Raw genomic sequence first — 17,807 nt, 5'->3', positions numbered from 1 at the left:
GCGCGACCCGGCGCGGTCTTGCAAAGTAGGTCAAACCCAACGAGGAGCGAGCCAATGACTCGCCACCTCGTCATCATGGCCGCCGGCACCGGAGGCCACATCATCCCCGGCCTCGCCGTCGCGCAGGAAATGCAGCGCCGCGGCTGGACGGTGAGCTGGCTCGGCACCACGCAAGGCATGGAAAACCGCATGGTGCCGTCGCAAGGTATTCCGCTCGACACCATCTCGTTCTCCGGCCTGCGCGGCAAGGGGCTGCTGCACACGCTCACCGGTGGCATCCGCATGCTGGGCGCCTTCTGGTCGTGCCTGAAGATCCTGCGCGCCCGCGCCACCACCGTCGTGCTGGGCATGGGCGGCTATGTGTGCTTCCCCGGCGGCGTGATGGCCACCCTGCTGGGCAAGCCGCTGATGCTGGTGAATGCCGATGCGTCGCTCTTGATGAGCAACCGCGCACTGCTGCCGGTGGCCGACCGCGTCGGCTTCGGCTTCGATGGCGCCGCGGCCGCCAAGATCAAGCGCGCGGTCGTCACCGGCAACCCGGTGCGCGAAGAGATCGAGGAACTGCCGTCGCCGGCCGAACGCTTTGCCGGCCGCAGCGGCCCGCTGCGCATGCTGGTGGTCGGCGGCAGCCTCGGTGCGCGCGTGCTCAACGACACCGTCCCGGCCGCGTTGGCGCTCATGGCGCCCGGCGAACGCCCGCTGGTCACCCACCAGACCGGCCAGCTCAACCGCGATGCGGTGAAAGACGCTTATGCCAAGGCCGGCATCAGCGAAGGCGTGGAAGTCGTCGCCTTCATCGACGACATGGCCCGCCGGCTGGCCGAGTGCGACGTGATCGTCTGCCGCGCCGGTGCCGTCACCGTGAGCGAGCTGTGCGCGGCGGGCGTGCCTTCGGTGCTGGTGCCGCTGATCGTGAGCACCACCTCGCACCAGCGCGACAACGCGCAGTTCATGGCGCAGCACGGCGCGGCCATGCACCTGCCGCAGGCCGAGCTGTCGCCGCAGAAGCTGGCCGACACCCTGCGCGGCCTGGACCGAACCCATCTGCAGGCCATGGGCGAAAAGGCCCGCGCGCTGGCCCGGCCCCGAGCCGCCTCGCGGGTGGCCGACGAACTCGACAGGCTCGTGAAGGAGCCTTCCAGATGAAACACGCAGTCAAGCACATCCATTTCGTCGGTGTCGGCGGGTCCGGCATGTCGGGCATTGCCGAGGTGCTGCTCAACCTGGGCTACACCATCTCCGGCTCCGACCAGGCCGACAGTGCCACGCTGCGCCGGCTGGCCGCGCTGGGCATGAAGGTGGCGGTCGGCCACGACGCCGAACACATCAAGGGCGCCGACGCCATCGTCACCTCCACCGCGGTGAAGGGCGACAACCCCGAGGTGATCGCGGCGCGCTCTGCGCGCGTGCCGGTGGTGCCGCGTGCGGTGATGCTGGCCGAGCTGATGCGCCTGAAGCAGGGCATCGCCATCGCCGGCACGCACGGCAAGACCACCACCACCTCGCTGGTGGCCTCGGTGCTGGGCGAGGCCGGCGTGGACCCGACCTTCGTGATCGGCGGGCGACTCAATGCGGCCGGCGCCAACTCGCGGCTGGGTTCGGGCGACTACATCGTGGTCGAGGCCGACGAGTCCGATGCGTCGTTCCTCAACCTGCTGCCGGTGATGGCGGTGGTCACGAACATCGACGCCGACCACATGGACACCTACGGCCACGACTTCGCGCGGCTGAAGGCGGCCTTCGTCGATTTCATTCACCGCATGCCGTTCTATGGCGCGGCCATCCTGTGTGCCGACGACCCCGGTGTGCGGTCGATCATGCCGTTGGTGTCGCGCCCGATCGTGACCTACGGCTTCGGCGAAGACGCGCAGGTGCGCGCGGTGAACGTGCAGGCGCTCGAAGGCGGTCAGATGCGTTTCTCCGCGCAGCGCCGCAACGGTGTGCGCATGCCCGACCTGGACGTCACGCTCAACCTGCCGGGCGAGCACAACGTGCGCAACGCGCTGGCCGCCATCGCGGTGGCCACCGAACTGGAGCTGGCCGATGCGCCCATCGTGAAGGCGCTGGCCGAGTTCCGCGGCGTCGGGCGGCGCTTCCAGCGTTATGGCGAACTGCCGGTGTCCGAAGCGCAGGGCGGCGGCGAGTTCACGCTGATCGACGACTACGGCCACCACCCGGTCGAGATGGCGGCGGTGATCGCCGCGGCGCGCGGTGCCTTCCCGGGCCGCCGGCTGGTGCTGGCCTTCCAGCCGCACCGCTACACCCGCACGCGCGACTGCTTCGAGGACTTCGTGAAAGTCATGGGCACGGCCGACGCGGTGCTGCTGGGCGAGGTGTACGCCGCCGGCGAGGCACCCATCGTCGCGGCCGACGGCCGTGCGCTGGCGCGCGCGCTGCGCGTGGCGGGCAAGGTGGACCCGGTGTTCGTGGACGACATCGCCGCCATGCCGCAGACGGTGGTCGAACAGGCGCGCGCCGGTGACGTGGTCATCACGATGGGTGCGGGCTCCATCGGCGGCGTGCCGGCCCTGGTGGTCGAGCGCCTGAAAGGAGGCACGGCATGAGCAAGGTAGACGTGAAGTTGCTGGGCAAGGTCGCCGTGCTGATGGGCGGCACTTCGGCCGAGCGCGACATCTCGCTGATGTCCGGCGGCGGCGTGCTGGCCGCGCTGCAGTCGCAGGGCGTGGACGCGCATGCCTTCGATCCCGCCGAGCGGCCGCTCGACGACCTGAAGCGCGAGGGCTTCGCGCGCTGCTTCATCGCGCTGCACGGCCGGCACGGCGAAGACGGCACGGTGCAGGGCGCGCTCGAACTGCTGGGCATACCGTACACCGGCTCCGGCGTCATGGCCTCGGCCATCGCGATGGACAAGGTGATGACCAAGCGCGTCTGGATCGCCGAAGGCCTGCCCACGCCGCGCTATGTGTGGCTGTCGCCAGACCAGCAGACGCGCGAGCGGGTGCGCACCGTGCCCGACGACCTGGGCCTGCCGCTCATCGTGAAGCCGCCGCGCGAAGGCTCGTCGATCGGCATCACCAAGGTCGCGGGCTACTCCGAGATGCAGGAGGCGGTGGCGCTGTCGGTGAAGTACGACCCCGACGTGCTGTGCGAGGAGTTCATCGAAGGCGAAGAGGTGACCTGCCCGGTGCTGGGCGAGGGCGCCGGCGCGCGCGCGCTGCCGGTGATCCGGATCGTGGCGCCGGAGGGCAAGTACGACTACCAGAACAAGTACTTCACCGACGTCACCCAGTACCTCTGCCCGAGCGGGCTGCCGGCGGCCGAGGAGGCCGAGATCCAGCGCATCGTGGTGGCGGCGTATCGCGCGCTCGGCTGCCGCGGCTGGGGACGGGCCGACCTGATGATCCGCAGGAGCGACCGCAAGCCCTTCCTGCTCGAGATGAACACCTCGCCGGGCATGACCTCGCATTCGCTGGTGCCCAAGTCGGCGGCCAGCAACGGCATGAGCTACGAGCAGCTGTGCCTGCACCTGCTGGCCAGCGCGGCCCTGGACGGTTGATTGGCAAAGAAGAGAAAAGAGATGGACGCCGCTGCGCCCCAACCCTTCGACATCCGCGTGATGAACGCCAGCGCGAGCTTCCTGTTCGTGCTGGCGGCGCTCGCGTTTGCGGGGCTGGTGGTGATGTGGCTGGCGCGGCTGCCGCTGTTCTCGATCCGGGGCATCCAGGTCGACGGCGACGTGTCGCGCAACAGCGTGACGACGATCCGCGCCAATGCGGCGCCCAAGCTGGTCGGCAACTTCTTCACCCTGGACCTGGCACGCAGCCAGCAGGCCTTCGAGGCGGTGCCCTGGGTGCGGCGCGCCATCGTGCGGCGCGTGTGGCCCGACCGCCTGGCCGTGCGGCTCGAGGAGCATCGGCCGGCGGCCTACTGGCACCGCGACGACCGCGACGACCAGCTGGTCAACACCTTCGGCGAGGTGTTCGACGTGAACCTGGGTGACGTGGAAGACGACGCGCTGCCCACGCTGCAGGGTCCCGAGGGCAGCGCGGCGCTGATGCTCGACCTGTACCGCCGGCTCGCGCCGGTGATCGCGCGGCTCGACGGGGCGCAGCTCAGGGAACTGAAGCTTTCGGAACGCGGCTCCTGGCGCGTCGAACTGGACACCGGCGCCGACATCGAGCTCGGCCGCGGCGGCGCCGAGGAAGTGCTGGCGCGCACCGAGGCCTTCGTCGACACGGTCACGCAGGTGATCGCGCGCTACCAGCGGCCGCTCGAGTACGCGGACCTCCGACACAGCACCGGTTACGCGGTGCGCCTGAAGGGCATCACGACGGTGGACCTGCAGGCCAAGAAAACGAAGTAAACGAGAACACACAACACCATGGCCAAGGAATACAAGGATCTGGTCGTCGGCCTGGACATCGGCACCGCCAAGGTGATGGCGGTGGTGGCCGAGGTGCTGCCCGGCGGCGAGCTGCGCGTGGCAGGCCTGGGCGTGGCCTCCTCGCATGGCCTGAAGCGCGGCGTGGTGGTCAACATCGACGCCACCGTGCAGTCCATCCAGCAGGCCCTGAAAGAGGCCGAGATGATGGCCGACTGCAAGATCAGCCGCGTCTACACCGGCATCACCGGCAGCCATATCCGCGGGCAGAACTCCACCGGCATGGTGATCGTGCGGGACAAGGAGGTCACACCCACCGACGTGGCGCGCGTGGTCGAGACGGCCAAGGCCATCAACATCCCCAACGACCAGCGGCTGCTGCTGGTCGAGCCGCAGGAGTTCGTGATCGACGGGCACGAGGTCAAGGAGCCCATCGGCATGAGCGGCGGGCGCCTGGAGGTGAAGGTGCACATCGTGACCGGCGCGCAGAGCGCGGCCGAGAACATCGTGAAGTGCGTGCGCCGTTGCGGGCTCGAGGTCGAACAGCTGGTGCTGAACCCGAGCGCCTCGAGCGCCGCGGTGCTGACCGAAGACGAACGTCACCTCGGCGTGGCGGTGGTCGACATCGGCGCGGGTACCACCGACGTGGCGATCTTCACCGATGGCTCCATCCGCCACACCGCGGTGATCCCGATCGCCGGCGACCTCATCACCAGCGACATCGCGATGGCGCTGCGCACGCCCACCAAGGACGCCGAGGAGATCAAGGTCGACTACGGCGTGGCCAAGCAGCTGCTGGCCGACCCGGGCGAGCAGGTCGAGGTGCCGGGGCTGGGTGACCGCGCACCGCGCATGCTGAGCCGCCAGGCGCTGGCCGGCGTGATCGAGCCGCGCGTCGAGGAGATCTTCTCGCTGGTGCACCAGGTCATCCGCGAGAGCGGCTACGAAGAGCTGCTCTCCAGCGGCATCGTGCTGACCGGCGGCGCGGCGGTGATGCCCGGCATGGTGGAGCTGGGTGAAGACATCTTCCTGAAGCCGGTACGCAAGGGCATTCCCACGTACTCCGGCGCTTTGTTTGACATGGTGGCCAACCCCCGGTCGGCCACCGTGATGGGCTTGCTCGAAGAAGCAAGGATCGCGCGTTCACGCGGGATCAAGGCGGCGCAGCAGGCGGGGTCTGTGCAGACCCTGTTCGGCCGCGTCAAAGACTGGTTCATCGGCAATTTCTGAGCACAGCTGGATCGGCTCTCGATGAACGACGACATGTTCCCTTTTATGCAATGGCAACTGCTTGACGACGACGAAGGAGGTATCAAATGCCTATTGAAATGATCGAGGAGTTCAACCTCGGGACGCAGATCAAGGTGATCGGCGTCGGCGGCGGCGGCGGCAACGCCGTCGAACACATGATCAGCGAAGGCGTGCAGGGCGTGGAGTTCATCTGCGCCAACACCGACGCCCAGGCGCTGAACCGCTCGTCCGCCCACAACCTCATCCAGCTGGGCACCACCGGCCTGGGCGCGGGCTCCAAGCCCGAGGCCGGCCGCGCCGCGGCCGAAGAGGCGGTGGACCGCATCCGTGCGTCCATCAACGGCGCCCACATGATCTTCCTGACCGCCGGCATGGGCGGCGGCACCGGCACCGGTGCGGCCCCCGTGATCGCCCGCGTGGCCAAGGAGATGGGCATCCTGACGGTGGGCGTGGTGACCAAGCCCTTCGACTTCGAGGGCGGCCGCCGCATGAAGCAGGCCGAGTCCGGCCTCGCCGAGCTCGAAGCCAACGTCGACTCGCTGATCGTGGTGCTCAACGAGAAGCTCCTCGAGGTGCTGGGCGACGACGTGTCGCAGGACGAGGCCTTCAAGCAGGCCAACGACGTGCTCAAGAACGCCGTGGGCGGCATCGCCGACATCATCCACATCGACGCGTCGATCAACGTCGACTTCGAAGACGTGAAGACGGTGATGAGCGAGCCCGGCAAGGCCATGATGGGCACCGCCATCGCCAGCGGCCCCGACCGCGCCCACAAGGCTGCCGAAGGCGCCGTGGCCTGCCCGCTGCTCGAAGGCGTGGACCTCTCCGGCGCGCGCGGCGTGCTGGTGCTCATTGCCGCCAGCCGCTCGAGCCTGAAGCTCAGCGAAAGCAAGAACGCGATGAACACCATCCGCCGCTATGCCGCGGAAGATGCCCACGTGATCTTCGGCGCTGCCTACGACGAGAGCCTGGGCGACCAGATGCGCGTGACCGTGATCGCGACCGGCCTGGCCCCTGCCAAGCGGGCCGCTGCGCCGATGACCGTGGTGCACAACACGGTCGCCCAGCGCACCGGCACCGACAACATCCCGGTGCTGACCAACACGGTGAGCGGCCCGGCGGCGCAGCACGACTACGGCGGCCTGAACGTGCCCAGCGTGTGGCGCAGCGGTCGCACGCAGGCCGCGGCCAAGGTCGACGCGCTGGCGAGCAATGGCATGGACGAGATCGAGATTCCGGCGTTCCTGCGCAAGCAGGCGGACTAGAACCCCGTCGCCCGATCGATCTTGTTCATCTAAGCCATTGCACCTTCGTCGGCCGAGCCCCGCCGCTCTGTGAAGAGAGCGGCGGGGCCGGTCCATTGCTGGAGCGACCTCCCCAGCGCACCTTCTTAGAATGGCGACCATGTTGCAGCAGCGCACCCTCAAGTCCCTGACCCGCGCCGTCGGCGTGGGCGTCCACAGCGGCCAGCGGGTGGAACTCGTGCTGCGGCCGGCGCCTGCCGACACCGGCATCGTCTTCCGCAGGGTCGACCTTCCCCAGCCGGTCGACATTCCCGTGACGCCCGGTGCCGTGTGCGACACCCGCATGGCCTCGACCATCTCGCCGGGCGGCGACCCGGGCGCCCCCAAGGTGCAGACCATCGAACACCTGATGTCGGCCTGCTGCGGGCTCGGCATCGACAACCTCTACATCGACATCAACGCCGAGGAAGTGCCCATCCTCGACGGCTCGGCCGCGTCGTTCGTGTTCCTGCTGCAAAGCGCCGGCATTGCGCTGCAGAACGCGCCCAAGCGCTTCCTGCGGGTGCTCAAGACCGTGGAAGTGCGCGAAGGCGAGGGCCGCTCGCTCAAGTGGGCCCGGCTCGAGCCCTACCACGGCTACAAGCTCAGCTTCGAGATCGACTTCGACCACCCGGCGGTCGACCAGACCGGCCAGAACGTCACCTTCGACTTCGCCTCCGGGCAGTACAAGCGCGACATCGCACGCGCCCGCACCTTCGGCTTCACGAAAGACGTGGAGATGGCCCGCTCGCGCGGCCTGGCCCTGGGCGGCAGCATGGACAACGCCATCGTGGTCGACGACTACCGGGTGCTCAACAGCGACGGCCTGCGCTACGACGACGAGTTCGTGAAGCACAAGATCCTCGACGCGATCGGTGACCTCTACCTCACCTGCACGCCGCTGCTGGCTGCCTACACCTCCTACAAGGGCGGCCATGCGCTCAACAACAAGCTGCTGCGTGCGCTGCTGGCCGATGCCTCGGCCCACGAGTTCGTCACCTTCGACGACGAAGCCCAGGCGCCGCAGGGTTTCGCCGAGCTGGCGCCGGCCTGGTGAGCGCTCGCTTCGTGCAAGGGCTCGGCCGACATGCTGATCTTCCGCTGGATCGTCCTGCTGCTGTTGCTGGCGGGCGTGCTCTGCTTTGCGATGTACATCGGCACCGGCCAGGCGGTGTGGCGGCGGCGCGGGCTCGTCATCGTCAAGTGGACGGTGCTGGCCGCGCTGGGCTTTTTCGCGGTGCTCATCCTCGAGCGCCTGGCCATCATGGTGTGAGGCAGGGGCTGACATGACCATCGTCTACTGGGCAGCGATCGTGCTGCTGAGCCTCACGCTGCTGGTGTCGGGCTTGTGCTTCGTCGTCAACCTGATCACCGACGACCGCGATTGGTATCGCCGCGCCCGGGCCTGGTTTCGCTGGGCCCTGGTGGTGGTGCTGGCCACCTTCAACATCGCCATCTTTCGCCACCTCATCGGCGCGCTGCTGGGCGAGTAGGTCCGGCGACCCTCAAGACGTGAGCAAACGTTAGCGGCGCACGGTCGCGCGGCCGTTTTGACGCGTCCATTGCAAGATTTGCAGAAGACGGGACCGGCACATCGCGTGCCTGGAAGCAGCCCTCGTAAGCGCCCTGCAACAACGGTTTCCTCTGCGCCGACAGCGCAGTAGTTCACAAGTCGCGTCACTAGACTCAGTGAGAACCCGAGTCCCCGGTCGTGCGCTCCCGCGCGCTGTCCGGGGTGTCACGCTCGAACCGGCGGTGCCTCATCGGCACGTGAACAGCCGGACTTGTGGAGTACCGCTCTCATGCAAACGCCGTCTATCTCTCGCTGGCCTGCGCCGTCGCGCATCGGTCGATCCGTCTGTGGTGTGGCGCTCGTGCTGCTGCTGGCAGCCTGCGGCGCGAAGTCCGACAAGACCGCCACCCAGGTGGCGGCCAAGGTCAACAAGGACGAGATCTCGGTGCACCAGGTCAATTTCATGCTGCAGCGGCAGGGCTCGGTGGCTCCGGGCCAGGAGCAGCAGCTCAGCCAGGAGGCCGTGGAGCGCCTGATCGACCAGCAGCTCGCGCTCCAGAAGGCCGAGGAACTCAAGATCGACCGCGACCCGCAGGTCATGCAGGCGGTCGACGCTGCCCGCCGCGAGATCGTCGCGCGGGCCTACCTCGAACGCATGAGCTCCAGCATCTCCAAGCCCACCGCCCAGGAGATCCGCCAGTACTACGCGGCCAAGCCGCTGCTGTTCGCCCAGCGCCGCATCTACGACCTGCGTGAAGTGAACATCGAGGCTACGCCGCAGCAGATCCAGCAGCTGCAGTCCAAGCTCGCCACGGCTCGCAACGCCGAGGAGCTTTCGGCCCAGCTGCGCGCGGCCGGCCTGCGGCACGAGGTGCGCCAGAGCTCCACCGCCCCCGAGTCGCTGCCGATGGCGGTGGTCGACCGGGTGGCCAGCCTGGGTCCGGGCCAGTCGCTCGTGCTCACCGCGCCCGGCGGCGCCAAGGTGGTGTACCTCGTCGAGGCCCGCCCCGCGCCGCTCGACGAAGCCGCCGCCGCGCCCCGCATCGAGCGCTTCCTCGTCAACGAACGCAAGCGGCAGGTCTTCGAGCAGGACCTGAAGGCGCTACGCGCCAAGGCACAGATCGAATACGTCGGCGCCTTCGCACAGGCGCCGGCCGACGCCGCCTCTTCACCGACCGCGAACTAGACGCACGCGGCCGTCCACCGGAAGGAAACACGCGCCCCGCGCATCGCCCGTTGCGCTGCGTGCGTGCTTCCACTGTCGTCACTTGCCCTTGTTGAAGACCATGGATCCTCGCGCCACCCTTGCCAACTTGCTGGCCCTGTTGCTGTCGTTCGCCCTGTCGGCCTGCGGCAGCGCGCCGAGCGGACCGGAGGTCGCCACGCCCGCGGCCTCGCCGGCGGTGTCGTCGTCCGGCACTGCCACCACGGCTGCCGCGGTGTCCTCGGCCAACCGCCTGCCGGCGGCCGTGACCACCGCGGTGGCGCCCGGCGGCCCCGCGCCCGCTGCGGCCCGCGCACAGGCTGCCGCCGCTGCGGCGCAGGCACCGGTGCAGGCCCAGCGCGACTACGTGCTCGGCCCCGGCGACGTGGTTCGCGTCAACGTCTTCCAGAACCCCGAGCTGACCCTGGAAGCCCGTGTCTCCGAGACGGGGTCGATCAGCTACCCGCTGCTCGGCCAGGTCCGCCTGGGTGGCATGTCGGTCGTGTCGGCCGAAAAGGCGATCGCCGACGGCCTGCGCCAGGGCAATTTCGTCAAGCAGCCGCAGGTGAGTGTGATGGTCATGCAGGTGCGCGGCCACCAGGCGTCGGTCCTGGGCATGGTCAACAAGCCGGGCCGCTATCCGATCGAGGTGACCGGCCTGCGCCTGTCCGAACTCGTGGCCCTGGCAGGCGGCGTGGCGCCCAACGGCAGCGACGTCGCCACCCTCTCCGGCCAGCGCGACGGCAAGCCCTTCCGCGTCGAGGTGGACCTGCCCAACCTGTTCGGCGCCACTGCGCCGTCGGCCGACCCCATCGTGCTCAACGGCGACGTGGTCTACGTCGACCGCATGCCGGTGTTCTACATCTACGGCGAAGTGCAGCGGCCCGGCGCGCTGCGCCTCGAACGCAACATGACCGTGATGCAGGCGCTGGCCGCAGGCGGCGGCCTCACGCAGCGCGGCACCGCCAAGGGGCTGAAGCTGCACCGCCGCGGACCCGACGGCAATGTGCAGGTGCTGCAGCCCACCATGGACTCGACCCTGCGCGACTCCGACGTGATTTACGTCCGCGAGAGCCTTTTCTGATCCGGAGCCGCCATGACCTTCAGTCAGTTCCTTTCCGTGCTGCGTGCCCGCTGGGTGTCGGCGCTGGTGGTGTTCCTGCTGACCGTCACCGTCGCGGTGGCGGTGAGCCTGATCCTGCCCAAGCAGTACACCGCCGTGGCGGCCGTGGTGGCCGACGTGCGCTCGCCGGACCCCATCCAGGGCATGGTGCTCAATGCCACCGCCACCCCGGCCTACATGGCCACCCAGGTCGACATCCTGCAAAGCGACCGCGTTGCGCAGCGGGTGGTGCGCGAGCTCAAGCTCACGCTCGACCCGGTGCTGCGCCAGCAGTGGCAGGACGAGACCGAAGGCCGCGGCGACCTCACCGTGTGGATCGCCGAGCTGCTGCAGAAGAACCTCGACGTGCGGCCCTCGCGCGAGAGCAACGTCATCAGCGTGGGCTACAAGTCGCCGGACCCGAAGTTCAGCGCCACCATGGCCAACGCCTTCGTGCAGGCCTACATGGACACCGGCGTCGAGCTGCGTGTCGATCCGGCCCGCCAGTACAGCAGCCTGTTCGACCAGCGCGGCAAGCAGCTGCGCGAAGAGCTCGAGAAGGCGCAGAAGAAGCTCTCGGCCTACCAGCAGGAAAAGGGCATCGTCGGCAACATCGAGCAGCTCGACGTCGAGACCGCGCGCCTGAACGAGCTGTCCACCCAGCTGGTGGCGCTGCAGGCCATCTCGGCCGAAAGCACCAGCCGGCAGGGCCAGGCCGGCAAGTCCCTCGACCAGCTGAGTGACGTCATCAACAACCCGCTGGTGTCGAGCCTGAAGGCCGACCTCGCGCGGCAGGAGACCACGCTGCAGCAGCTCAACGCCCGGCTGGGCGATGCGCACCCGCAGGTGGTGGAAGCCAAGGCGGCCATCGCCGAGCTGCGCGCGCGCCTGCGCAGCGAGATGTCGCGGGTGGGCAAGAGCGTGGGGCTGAACGCCGACATCAACCGCCAGCGCGAGAACGAAGTGCGGGCCATGCTCAACGCGCAGCGTGAACGCGTGCTGTCGCTCAAGGGCCAGCGCGACGAGCTGTCGGTGTTGCAGCGCGACGTTGAAAACGCCCAGCGTGCCTACGACGCGGTGCATGCGCGCCTGGCCCAGACCAGCATCGAAAGCCAGACCCAGCTCACCAACGTGTCGGTGCTGAGCCAGGCGTCCGAGCCGACCCGGCATTCGTCGCCGCGCCTGAAGCTCAATGCCGCGCTGGCGGCCGTGGCCGGCACGCTGCTGGCCCTGGCCACCGTGCTGCTGCGCGAACTGATCGACCGTCGCGTGCGCAGCCCCGAGCAGCTCACGCAACTGCTCGATCAGCCCGTGATCGGCGTGATGCTGCGGCCGCACCGGAGCCTGCTCGCGCCCCAGCAACCCAACCTGCTGCAGCGGCGCCTGTGGGGCCAGCTGCCGCGCCCGGGCCGCTGACGGCGAGCTCCCAGAACGGAAAGAGCCAACACCGTGCGCCGAGAACCCAACATGCATGCCTCCGCCGCCTCCGCCTCCGCCGCCTCGGCACGACCCGCCGCGCTCGGCTACCACGGCGGGGAGACCGAAGACGCACAGACCCGCACCGAATCCGGCGTGGTGCAGGACCGCTCCATCGGCGAGATCCTGCGGCAGCTGCGCCACCTGACCGACGAACAGGTCGGCAAGGTGGTCGCGCTGCAGCGCGAGCGCGACCTCAAGTTCGGCGAGGCCGCCGTCACGCTCGGCTTCGTGAGCACCGAGGACGTCCTCTGGGCGCTGTCGCAGCAGTTCCACTACCCCTATGCGGCTGAAACCGGCCAGAAGCTGAACCCGGAGCTGGTGGTCGCCAACCAGCCGTTCAGCCAGCGCGCCGAAGCCTTCCGCGCCATCCGCAGCCAGCTGATGATGCGCCTGTTCAACGGGCAGGACCCGATGCGCCGCGCGCTCGCGGTGGTGAGCCCCGACAGCGGCGACGGCAAGACCTATTTCGCGGCCAACACCGCGGTGGCGTTCAGCCAGCTGGGCGCGCGCACGCTGCTGATCGACGCCGACATGCGCAACCCGCGCCAGCACCAGGTGTTCGACATCGACAACGGCAACGGCCTCTCCGGCATCCTGTCGGGCCGTGAGGCGCACAACGTGATCCACAACGTGCGCGACCTGCCCAGCCTGTTCGTCATGCCGGTGGGCACGGTGCCGCCCAACCCGCTCGAACTGGTGGAGCGGCCCGCATTCAACCTGCTGATGCGCGAGCTGCTGAACAAGTTCGACCACATCGTGGTCGACACGCCCGCCGCCGTGCACGGGTCCGACGCCGGCGTCATCGCCGCCAAGTGCGGCGCCGCCATCGTCATCGCCCGCAAGGACCGCACCCGCGCCGCGATGCTGCAGGAATTCGTCGGCCTGCTGGGCCAGAGTCCGGCCCGGCTCGGCGGCGTGGTGATGAACGAATACTGACGTCGCTGGTTTCCCACATGGCCTTGAACCCCTCCTTCTCGCCGCGGCTTGCGCCCGAGGTCAAGGCGGCCAGCCTGCCCTGGCTGGTGGCCGGCGCCGGCCTCATCGCCCTGTACGGCCCCACCGTCTGGCGCCTGGCCCACGGCGTGTGGGCCACCGACCAGCAGGGCCACGGCCCCATCGTCTTCGCGCTGGCCGTGTGGCTCATCGCCCGCCGCTGGGCCGACGTGATGAAGACGCCCGATGCGCCGATGCCGTGGCTGGGCTGGCTGATGCTGGTGCCGGCCGTGCTGATGCAGGCCTTCGGCCGCTCGCAGGACGTGCTGCTGTTCGAGATCGGCTCGATGATCCCGGTGCTCATCGCCATCGTGCTGCTGCTCAAGGGGCCGGCCGGCCTGCGGCCGCTGACCTTCGCGCTGTTCTTCCTGCTCTTCCTGATTCCGCTGCCCGGCGTGGTGGTGGACACGCTCACCCAGCCGATGAAGATGGGCGTGTCCGTCGTCGCCGAACAGGTGCTGCACCTGCTGGGCTACCCGATCGCGCGCAACGGCGTCACCCTGCAGGTGGGCCAGTACCAGCTGCTGGTGGCCGATGCCTGTGCCGGCCTCAACACGCTGTTCGCGCTCGAGGCGCTGGGTCTGCTGTACCTCAACGTGTTCAAGCACCAGTCGCTGGCGCGCAACGTCACGCTCGCGGTGCTGATCGTGCCCATCTCGTTCTCGGCCAACGTGGTGCGCGTCATCACGCTGTGCCTGGTGACCTACCACCTGGGCGACGAGGCCGGGCAGGGCTTCCTGCACGGCTTCTCGGGCATCGTGCTGTTCGTGGTGGCGCTGTTCCTCACGGTGGCCGTGGACTCGCTCATCCGCCTGGGACTCCAATGGCGCAACAGGCACAGGGTGCAGGCATGAACAAGCGCAGCTTCCTGGTGCGCGCGGCCGCGGCCTCGGCACTGATGGGCAGCGCCTCGGTGGCCGGCGCGCTGCTCACGCCGACCCGGCGCATGGCCGAGCTGTGGCCGCCGATCGCGCTCGAGCAGAGCGTGCCGAAGGGCTTCGGCCGCTGGCGGGCAGCCGAAGGCGGCCTGCGGGGCATCGTCAATCCGCAGACGCAGGCCAAGCTCGACGAGTTCTACACCGAGCTGCTCAGCCGCAGCTACGTGAGCGACACCGAACGCCGCATGGTGATGCTCTCGATCGCCTACGGCCGCGAGCAGAGCGACACGCTGTCGGTGCACCTGCCCGACGTCTGCTATCCGGCCCAGGGCTTCGAGGTGCGCGAGGTGCGGCATGTGCCGCTCGACGTGGGCGACGGCCACCTCATCCCGGCGCGCCGCCTCATCACCCAGGCACCGCAGCGCCCCGAGCCGCTGACCTACTGGACCACCGTGGGCGAGCGCGCGGCCGACGGCGGGCTGCAACGCAAGCTCGCGCAGATGCACTACGGCCTGCAGGGCCTGGTGCCCGATGGCCTGGTGTTTCGCGTCTCCACCATCGGCGACCAGTTCGAAGAGGAATTCCGCGTGCAGCACGAGTTCGTGCGGGCGCTGGCGGCGGCCGTGCCGACCGCGGTGCGCCGGCGCCTCATGGGGAGCGAAGTCCGGTGATGCAGGGACTCTCCAGCCTGCGCAATCCTTTTTCCGGCTGGCGCTGGTCGTGGGTGCTGCGCGACGCGCTGGTGTTGTGCCTGCTCGCGCTGGCAGTGGCGGCCGCCACGCTGTTCGGCTGGCAGGTGCTGGCCATCCTCGGCGCGCTCGGCGCCGTGCTGCTGGCCGCCGCCTGGCTGCTCTACCGCAGCGGCGACGGCAGCCGCGAATGGCTGCTGTGCATCGTGCTGGCGGGCCTGCTGGGGCTGCCCATGCTGGCCCGGGTCGCCGCCGTCGGCCTGTTCGGGCCGTGGCAGCTCGCGCTGCTGGGCATCTCGGTGCTCGGCATCGGCCGTTTCGCGGCCGACGTGCGGCAGTCCGGCTGGCTCAAGCTGGCGGTGTGGGCCTTCGGCGTGAGCCTGGTGCTGGCGCTGGTGTCGTCGTGGGCCGGCCGCACGCGGCCGGTGGCGGGTGCCTACCAGCTGTTCTCCGACCTGAAGCCGCTGCTGCTCGTGTGCCTGGGCTACGCGCTGCGCTGGGACGACAGCACCGAGCGCTGGCTGTGGCGCGTGGTGAAGTGGGCCTGGCTGCCGATGCTGCTGTTCGTGATCTTCGAATGGGCCGCGCCGGGCGCCTACTTCCAGCTCCTGTACCGCGGCGCCGGTTCGCCGTCGGCCGACCCGACCGGGCTTCTGCCCTCGCGTGCCATCGGCCTGTTCGAGCATCCGTCCTTCCTGGCCAGCATCTCGGCGCTGTTTGCGCTGCTGTGCATGGGCCGCACCTGCAGCGTGGTGCGCGGCGAAGGCGCGCGCTGGGGCTGGCTGGTCGTGGTGTATGGCCTGCTCATCGTGTGTTCGGTGCAGCGCCAGGAAATGGTGGCCTGCGCGCTCGCGCTGGCGGTGATCGTGCTGCTGTCGCGGCCCGACAAGCTGGTGCGCAACCTGATGATCGTCGCGCTGGTCGCCGCGCCGGTGGTGGTCGCGTTCGTGTTCGTGTTCGCCGACAACATCCAGCGCGAGATGGCCTACTGGGGCCTGGGCCCGGCCACCACCGCCATCGAGATCCCGCGCGCCCAGCTGTTCGTGGGCGCCTTCCATGTGGCCCAGCAGCACTTTCCGCTGGGCTCCGGGCTCGGCACCTATGCCGGCGCGGGCGCCGAGAAGTTCGACGCGTCGCTGTACTACGAACTCGGCTTTCGCAATTACTGGTGGTTCGGCAAACAGGACTTCCTGATGGACACCTACTGGCCGAACCCGATCGCCGAGATGGGTTTCGCCGGCGCGGGCTTCCTGCTGCTGAGCTACCTCGCGCTGCTGTGCCATGCGGTGTCGCGCGCGCGGCGCGAGCGTTACGGCGTGGCCCACGGCTACTGGCTGGCCGCGGCCGGGATGATGCTCTACACGCTGGTGCTGTCGATCAGCTCGCCGGCCTTCCAGGACCCACGGCTCTTCGTCATCCCGGCCATCATGTTCGGCGTGGCCTCCTGGCAAGCGAAAAGGGAAGCCCATGCGTTGCGTTGAATCCGGGCGCCTGCTGGCCGCCTGCGCGCTCTCCCTCTGCTGTACTGCGGCCTGGCCCCAGGCCTGCGAGCAGCCCGACGCGCTGAAGCTGCGCGCCACCGTGTCGGCCGACCAGGTGCAGCGCGCCAATGCGCCGCGCGAGCTGTTCGGCTTCAACGTGCCGTGGCGCGACTTCCAGATGGGCTACCTGCAAGGCGACGGCGAGGTGCGCTCCGAGCTGATCGAGCTGCTCAAGCCTTTCAAGGGGGCGCTGTACCGCTACCCCGGCGGCACGCCGTCGAACTGGTTCGACTGGGGCGAGGCCACCCGCGGACCGCGCGAGAAGCGTATCGCGTTGCATGCCGACTACGAGCGCTATGCGAAGGCCGACTTCGGGCCCGATGAATTCGCCCGCTTCGTGCAGGCGGTGGACGGCCGCGCCATCCTCACCCTCAACCTGATGGGGCCCTACAAGAAGCCGCTGCCGCCGGCCGGGCTCAAGGGTCCGAGCCGGCAGTTCGCCGAGGTGGTGAAGAGCACGCCCGGCTTCGGTTGCGCCGGCGGCAAGGGCTGCCGGGTGATGGCGCTCGAACTGGGCAACGAGCTCGACTGGGAGCCCTACAAGATCGGCGCGGCCGAATACGTGGAGCGCGCCGAGGCGGCCCGCGCCGAGGTGAACACGGTGCTGCCCGACGCGGTGTGGGTGGCCCATGGCCGCAGCGCGCCGTGGGGCCTGAAGGCCGAGGACACGGCCGCCTTCAACAAGGAGCTGGCCCGCACGCTCGCGCCGCGGGTGCAGGGCTTTGCCATCCACCCCTACTACGACGGCATCGACGTGCCGTCGGCCATCGGCTACGTGCGCAACTTCGGCGACACCTGGAAGGCGATGCGGCCCGACGCACAGGTGTACGTGACCGAACACGCGCGCTGGCCGGCCGAGCCGCCCAAGGGCAGCAAGGCCAAGTGGCAGGACAACTGGTACCAGGCCAGCGGCCTTGGGGGTGCCATCTCCACCGCCGACTTCATGCTCGCGCTGATGCCCATGACCAGCGTGGCCGCCGCCAACTGGCATGCGCTGGCCACCCAGGGCCCCTGGCAGCTGGTGCGGCGCGATGCGGGCAGCAACAAGCTGTTCGCCTCGCCGATCTACTGGGGCATGCGGGTGCTGCGCGACGCGTATCTGGACGACGTGGTGAAGCTCGACTACCAGCCCACCAAGGCGGCCCGCTACGGCGGCGGATACGACCAGCGGCTGGTGGCCATGCGCGGCGCCGACGGCCGGGTGAGCGTGCTGGGCATCAACCGGGCACAGCAGCCGATGGCGCTCGACATCGACTGGGCAGGCGCGAAGCGGCGCGCGGCCGGGCGGGCCCAGCTGCGTTTCATCACCGCCGAGGACACCAGCATCGACAACGACGCCGCGCAGCCGCGCAAGGTCGAGATGCAGACCCAGGCCGCGAGCGTGGCAGCCGATCGCAAGCGCAGCAGCTGGTGTGTCCCGCCGCGCTCCGTGTTCTCGATCGTCGAGCCCTGACGAACATGGCCCACCCCCGTAGCGCTTTCAGCGCTCCCCCTCAAGGGGGCGCCCCCAGCGGCCCGGCAAAGCCGGTTCC

17 protein-coding genes are annotated in these 17,807 nt (G+C 69.2%); all 17 read left to right on the top strand.

The window, feature by feature from the left end:
- Nucleotides 1-54: 54 nt before the first annotated feature.
- Nucleotides 55-1,146: an undecaprenyldiphospho-muramoylpentapeptide beta-N-acetylglucosaminyltransferase gene (gene murG, locus E8D38_RS01535; RefSeq protein WP_140625965.1), complete on the top strand. Its 1,092-nt coding sequence runs from the start codon at nucleotides 55-57 to the stop codon at nucleotides 1,144-1,146.
- Nucleotides 1,143-2,564: a UDP-N-acetylmuramate--L-alanine ligase gene (gene murC / locus E8D38_RS01530; RefSeq protein WP_140625964.1), complete on the top strand. Its 1,422-nt coding sequence runs from the start codon at nucleotides 1,143-1,145 to the stop codon at nucleotides 2,562-2,564. Before murG ends, murC begins: the two co-directional genes overlap by 4 nt.
- Nucleotides 2,561-3,517 carry a D-alanine--D-alanine ligase gene (locus E8D38_RS01525; RefSeq protein WP_140625963.1) on the top strand — a complete coding sequence of 319 codons (957 nt, stop codon included), beginning with the start codon at nucleotides 2,561-2,563 and terminating at the stop codon, nucleotides 3,515-3,517. The genes murC and E8D38_RS01525 overlap by 4 nt, the downstream gene beginning before the upstream one ends.
- 21 nt (nucleotides 3,518-3,538) lie before the next feature.
- Nucleotides 3,539-4,324 carry a cell division protein FtsQ/DivIB gene (locus E8D38_RS01520; RefSeq protein WP_140625962.1) on the top strand — a complete coding sequence of 262 codons (786 nt, stop codon included), beginning with the start codon at nucleotides 3,539-3,541 and terminating at the stop codon, nucleotides 4,322-4,324.
- Nucleotides 4,325-4,342: 18 nt separating this feature from the next.
- Nucleotides 4,343-5,572, top strand: coding sequence for a cell division protein FtsA (gene ftsA / locus E8D38_RS01515; RefSeq protein ID WP_140625961.1), 1,230 nt, complete (start codon nucleotides 4,343-4,345; stop codon nucleotides 5,570-5,572).
- Nucleotides 5,573-5,658: 86 nt separating this feature from the next.
- Nucleotides 5,659-6,858 (top strand): cell division protein FtsZ, encoded by a 1,200-nt coding sequence (gene ftsZ, locus E8D38_RS01510; protein ID WP_140625960.1) that lies wholly within the window; start codon nucleotides 5,659-5,661, stop codon nucleotides 6,856-6,858.
- Between the two features lie 139 nt (nucleotides 6,859-6,997).
- The gene (gene lpxC, locus E8D38_RS01505; RefSeq protein ID WP_140626169.1) at nucleotides 6,998-7,933 is read left to right on the top strand and encodes a UDP-3-O-acyl-N-acetylglucosamine deacetylase; all 936 of its coding nucleotides are present in this window, start codon (nucleotides 6,998-7,000) and stop codon (nucleotides 7,931-7,933) included.
- 30 nt (nucleotides 7,934-7,963) lie between these two features.
- The gene (locus E8D38_RS01500; protein ID WP_140625959.1) at nucleotides 7,964-8,149 is read left to right on the top strand and encodes a hypothetical protein; all 186 of its coding nucleotides are present in this window, start codon (nucleotides 7,964-7,966) and stop codon (nucleotides 8,147-8,149) included.
- A gap of 13 nt (nucleotides 8,150-8,162) precedes the next feature.
- The gene (locus E8D38_RS01495) at nucleotides 8,163-8,369 is read left to right on the top strand and encodes a hypothetical protein (RefSeq protein WP_140625958.1); all 207 of its coding nucleotides are present in this window, start codon (nucleotides 8,163-8,165) and stop codon (nucleotides 8,367-8,369) included.
- Between the two features lie 309 nt (nucleotides 8,370-8,678).
- The gene (locus E8D38_RS01490) at nucleotides 8,679-9,575 is read left to right on the top strand and encodes an EpsD family peptidyl-prolyl cis-trans isomerase (RefSeq protein ID WP_140625957.1); all 897 of its coding nucleotides are present in this window, start codon (nucleotides 8,679-8,681) and stop codon (nucleotides 9,573-9,575) included.
- 100 nt (nucleotides 9,576-9,675) lie between these two features.
- Entirely contained in the window at nucleotides 9,676-10,677 is a 1,002-nt protein-coding gene (gene epsE / locus E8D38_RS01485; RefSeq protein ID WP_140625956.1) for a polysaccharide export protein EpsE, read from the top strand.
- A 12-nt stretch (nucleotides 10,678-10,689) separates the two neighbouring features.
- Entirely contained in the window at nucleotides 10,690-12,111 is a 1,422-nt protein-coding gene (gene epsF, locus E8D38_RS01480; protein WP_140625955.1) for a chain length determinant protein EpsF, read from the top strand.
- Nucleotides 12,112-12,162: 51 nt separating this feature from the next.
- Nucleotides 12,163-13,110: a polysaccharide biosynthesis tyrosine autokinase gene (locus E8D38_RS01475; protein WP_140626168.1), complete on the top strand. Its 948-nt coding sequence runs from the start codon at nucleotides 12,163-12,165 to the stop codon at nucleotides 13,108-13,110.
- A 17-nt stretch (nucleotides 13,111-13,127) separates the two neighbouring features.
- A complete protein-coding gene (gene xrtB, locus E8D38_RS01470) occupies nucleotides 13,128-14,021 on the top strand; it encodes an exosortase B (RefSeq protein WP_140625954.1) in 894 nt (297 codons plus the stop codon).
- Nucleotides 14,018-14,716: an exosortase-associated protein EpsI, B-type gene (gene epsI / locus E8D38_RS01465; RefSeq protein WP_181178885.1), complete on the top strand. Its 699-nt coding sequence runs from the start codon at nucleotides 14,018-14,020 to the stop codon at nucleotides 14,714-14,716. Before xrtB ends, epsI begins: the two co-directional genes overlap by 4 nt.
- Entirely contained in the window at nucleotides 14,716-16,215 is a 1,500-nt protein-coding gene (locus E8D38_RS01460; RefSeq protein WP_140625952.1) for a hypothetical protein, read from the top strand. The genes epsI and E8D38_RS01460 overlap by 1 nt, the downstream gene beginning before the upstream one ends.
- Nucleotides 16,202-17,728, top strand: coding sequence for a hypothetical protein (locus E8D38_RS01455; RefSeq protein ID WP_140625951.1), 1,527 nt, complete (start codon nucleotides 16,202-16,204; stop codon nucleotides 17,726-17,728). Before E8D38_RS01460 ends, E8D38_RS01455 begins: the two co-directional genes overlap by 14 nt.
- Nucleotides 17,729-17,807 lie beyond the last annotated feature (79 nt).

Origin of the sequence: Methylibium rhizosphaerae (genome assembly GCF_006386545.1) — a bacterium.
Lineage (GTDB): Bacteria > Pseudomonadota > Gammaproteobacteria > Burkholderiales > Burkholderiaceae_C > Pseudorivibacter > Pseudorivibacter rhizosphaerae.
The sequence above is the reverse complement of the archived record's forward strand: the minus strand, read 5'-3'. Positions and strand labels throughout refer to the sequence as shown.

Bases quoted from the DNA above. Each gene is read 5' to 3' on its own strand.
- murG (WP_140625965.1), top strand. From the start codon at position 55: ATGACTCGCCACCTCGTCATCATGGCCGCCGGCACCGGAGGCCACATC.
- murC (WP_140625964.1), top strand. From the start codon at position 1,143: ATGAAACACGCAGTCAAGCACATCCATTTCGTCGGTGTCGGCGGGTCC.
- E8D38_RS01525 (WP_140625963.1), top strand. From the start codon at position 2,561: ATGAGCAAGGTAGACGTGAAGTTGCTGGGCAAGGTCGCCGTGCTGATG.
- E8D38_RS01520 (WP_140625962.1), top strand. From the start codon at position 3,539: ATGGACGCCGCTGCGCCCCAACCCTTCGACATCCGCGTGATGAACGCC.
- ftsA (WP_140625961.1), top strand. From the start codon at position 4,343: ATGGCCAAGGAATACAAGGATCTGGTCGTCGGCCTGGACATCGGCACC.
- ftsZ (WP_140625960.1), top strand. From the start codon at position 5,659: ATGCCTATTGAAATGATCGAGGAGTTCAACCTCGGGACGCAGATCAAG.
- lpxC (WP_140626169.1), top strand. From the start codon at position 6,998: ATGTTGCAGCAGCGCACCCTCAAGTCCCTGACCCGCGCCGTCGGCGTG.
- E8D38_RS01500 (WP_140625959.1), top strand. From the start codon at position 7,964: ATGCTGATCTTCCGCTGGATCGTCCTGCTGCTGTTGCTGGCGGGCGTG.
- E8D38_RS01495 (WP_140625958.1), top strand. From the start codon at position 8,163: ATGACCATCGTCTACTGGGCAGCGATCGTGCTGCTGAGCCTCACGCTG.
- E8D38_RS01490 (WP_140625957.1), top strand. From the start codon at position 8,679: ATGCAAACGCCGTCTATCTCTCGCTGGCCTGCGCCGTCGCGCATCGGT.
- epsE (WP_140625956.1), top strand. From the start codon at position 9,676: ATGGATCCTCGCGCCACCCTTGCCAACTTGCTGGCCCTGTTGCTGTCG.
- epsF (WP_140625955.1), top strand. From the start codon at position 10,690: ATGACCTTCAGTCAGTTCCTTTCCGTGCTGCGTGCCCGCTGGGTGTCG.
- E8D38_RS01475 (WP_140626168.1), top strand. From the start codon at position 12,163: ATGCATGCCTCCGCCGCCTCCGCCTCCGCCGCCTCGGCACGACCCGCC.
- xrtB (WP_140625954.1), top strand. From the start codon at position 13,128: ATGGCCTTGAACCCCTCCTTCTCGCCGCGGCTTGCGCCCGAGGTCAAG.
- epsI (WP_181178885.1), top strand. From the start codon at position 14,018: ATGAACAAGCGCAGCTTCCTGGTGCGCGCGGCCGCGGCCTCGGCACTG.
- E8D38_RS01460 (WP_140625952.1), top strand. From the start codon at position 14,716: ATGCAGGGACTCTCCAGCCTGCGCAATCCTTTTTCCGGCTGGCGCTGG.
- E8D38_RS01455 (WP_140625951.1), top strand. From the start codon at position 16,202: ATGCGTTGCGTTGAATCCGGGCGCCTGCTGGCCGCCTGCGCGCTCTCC.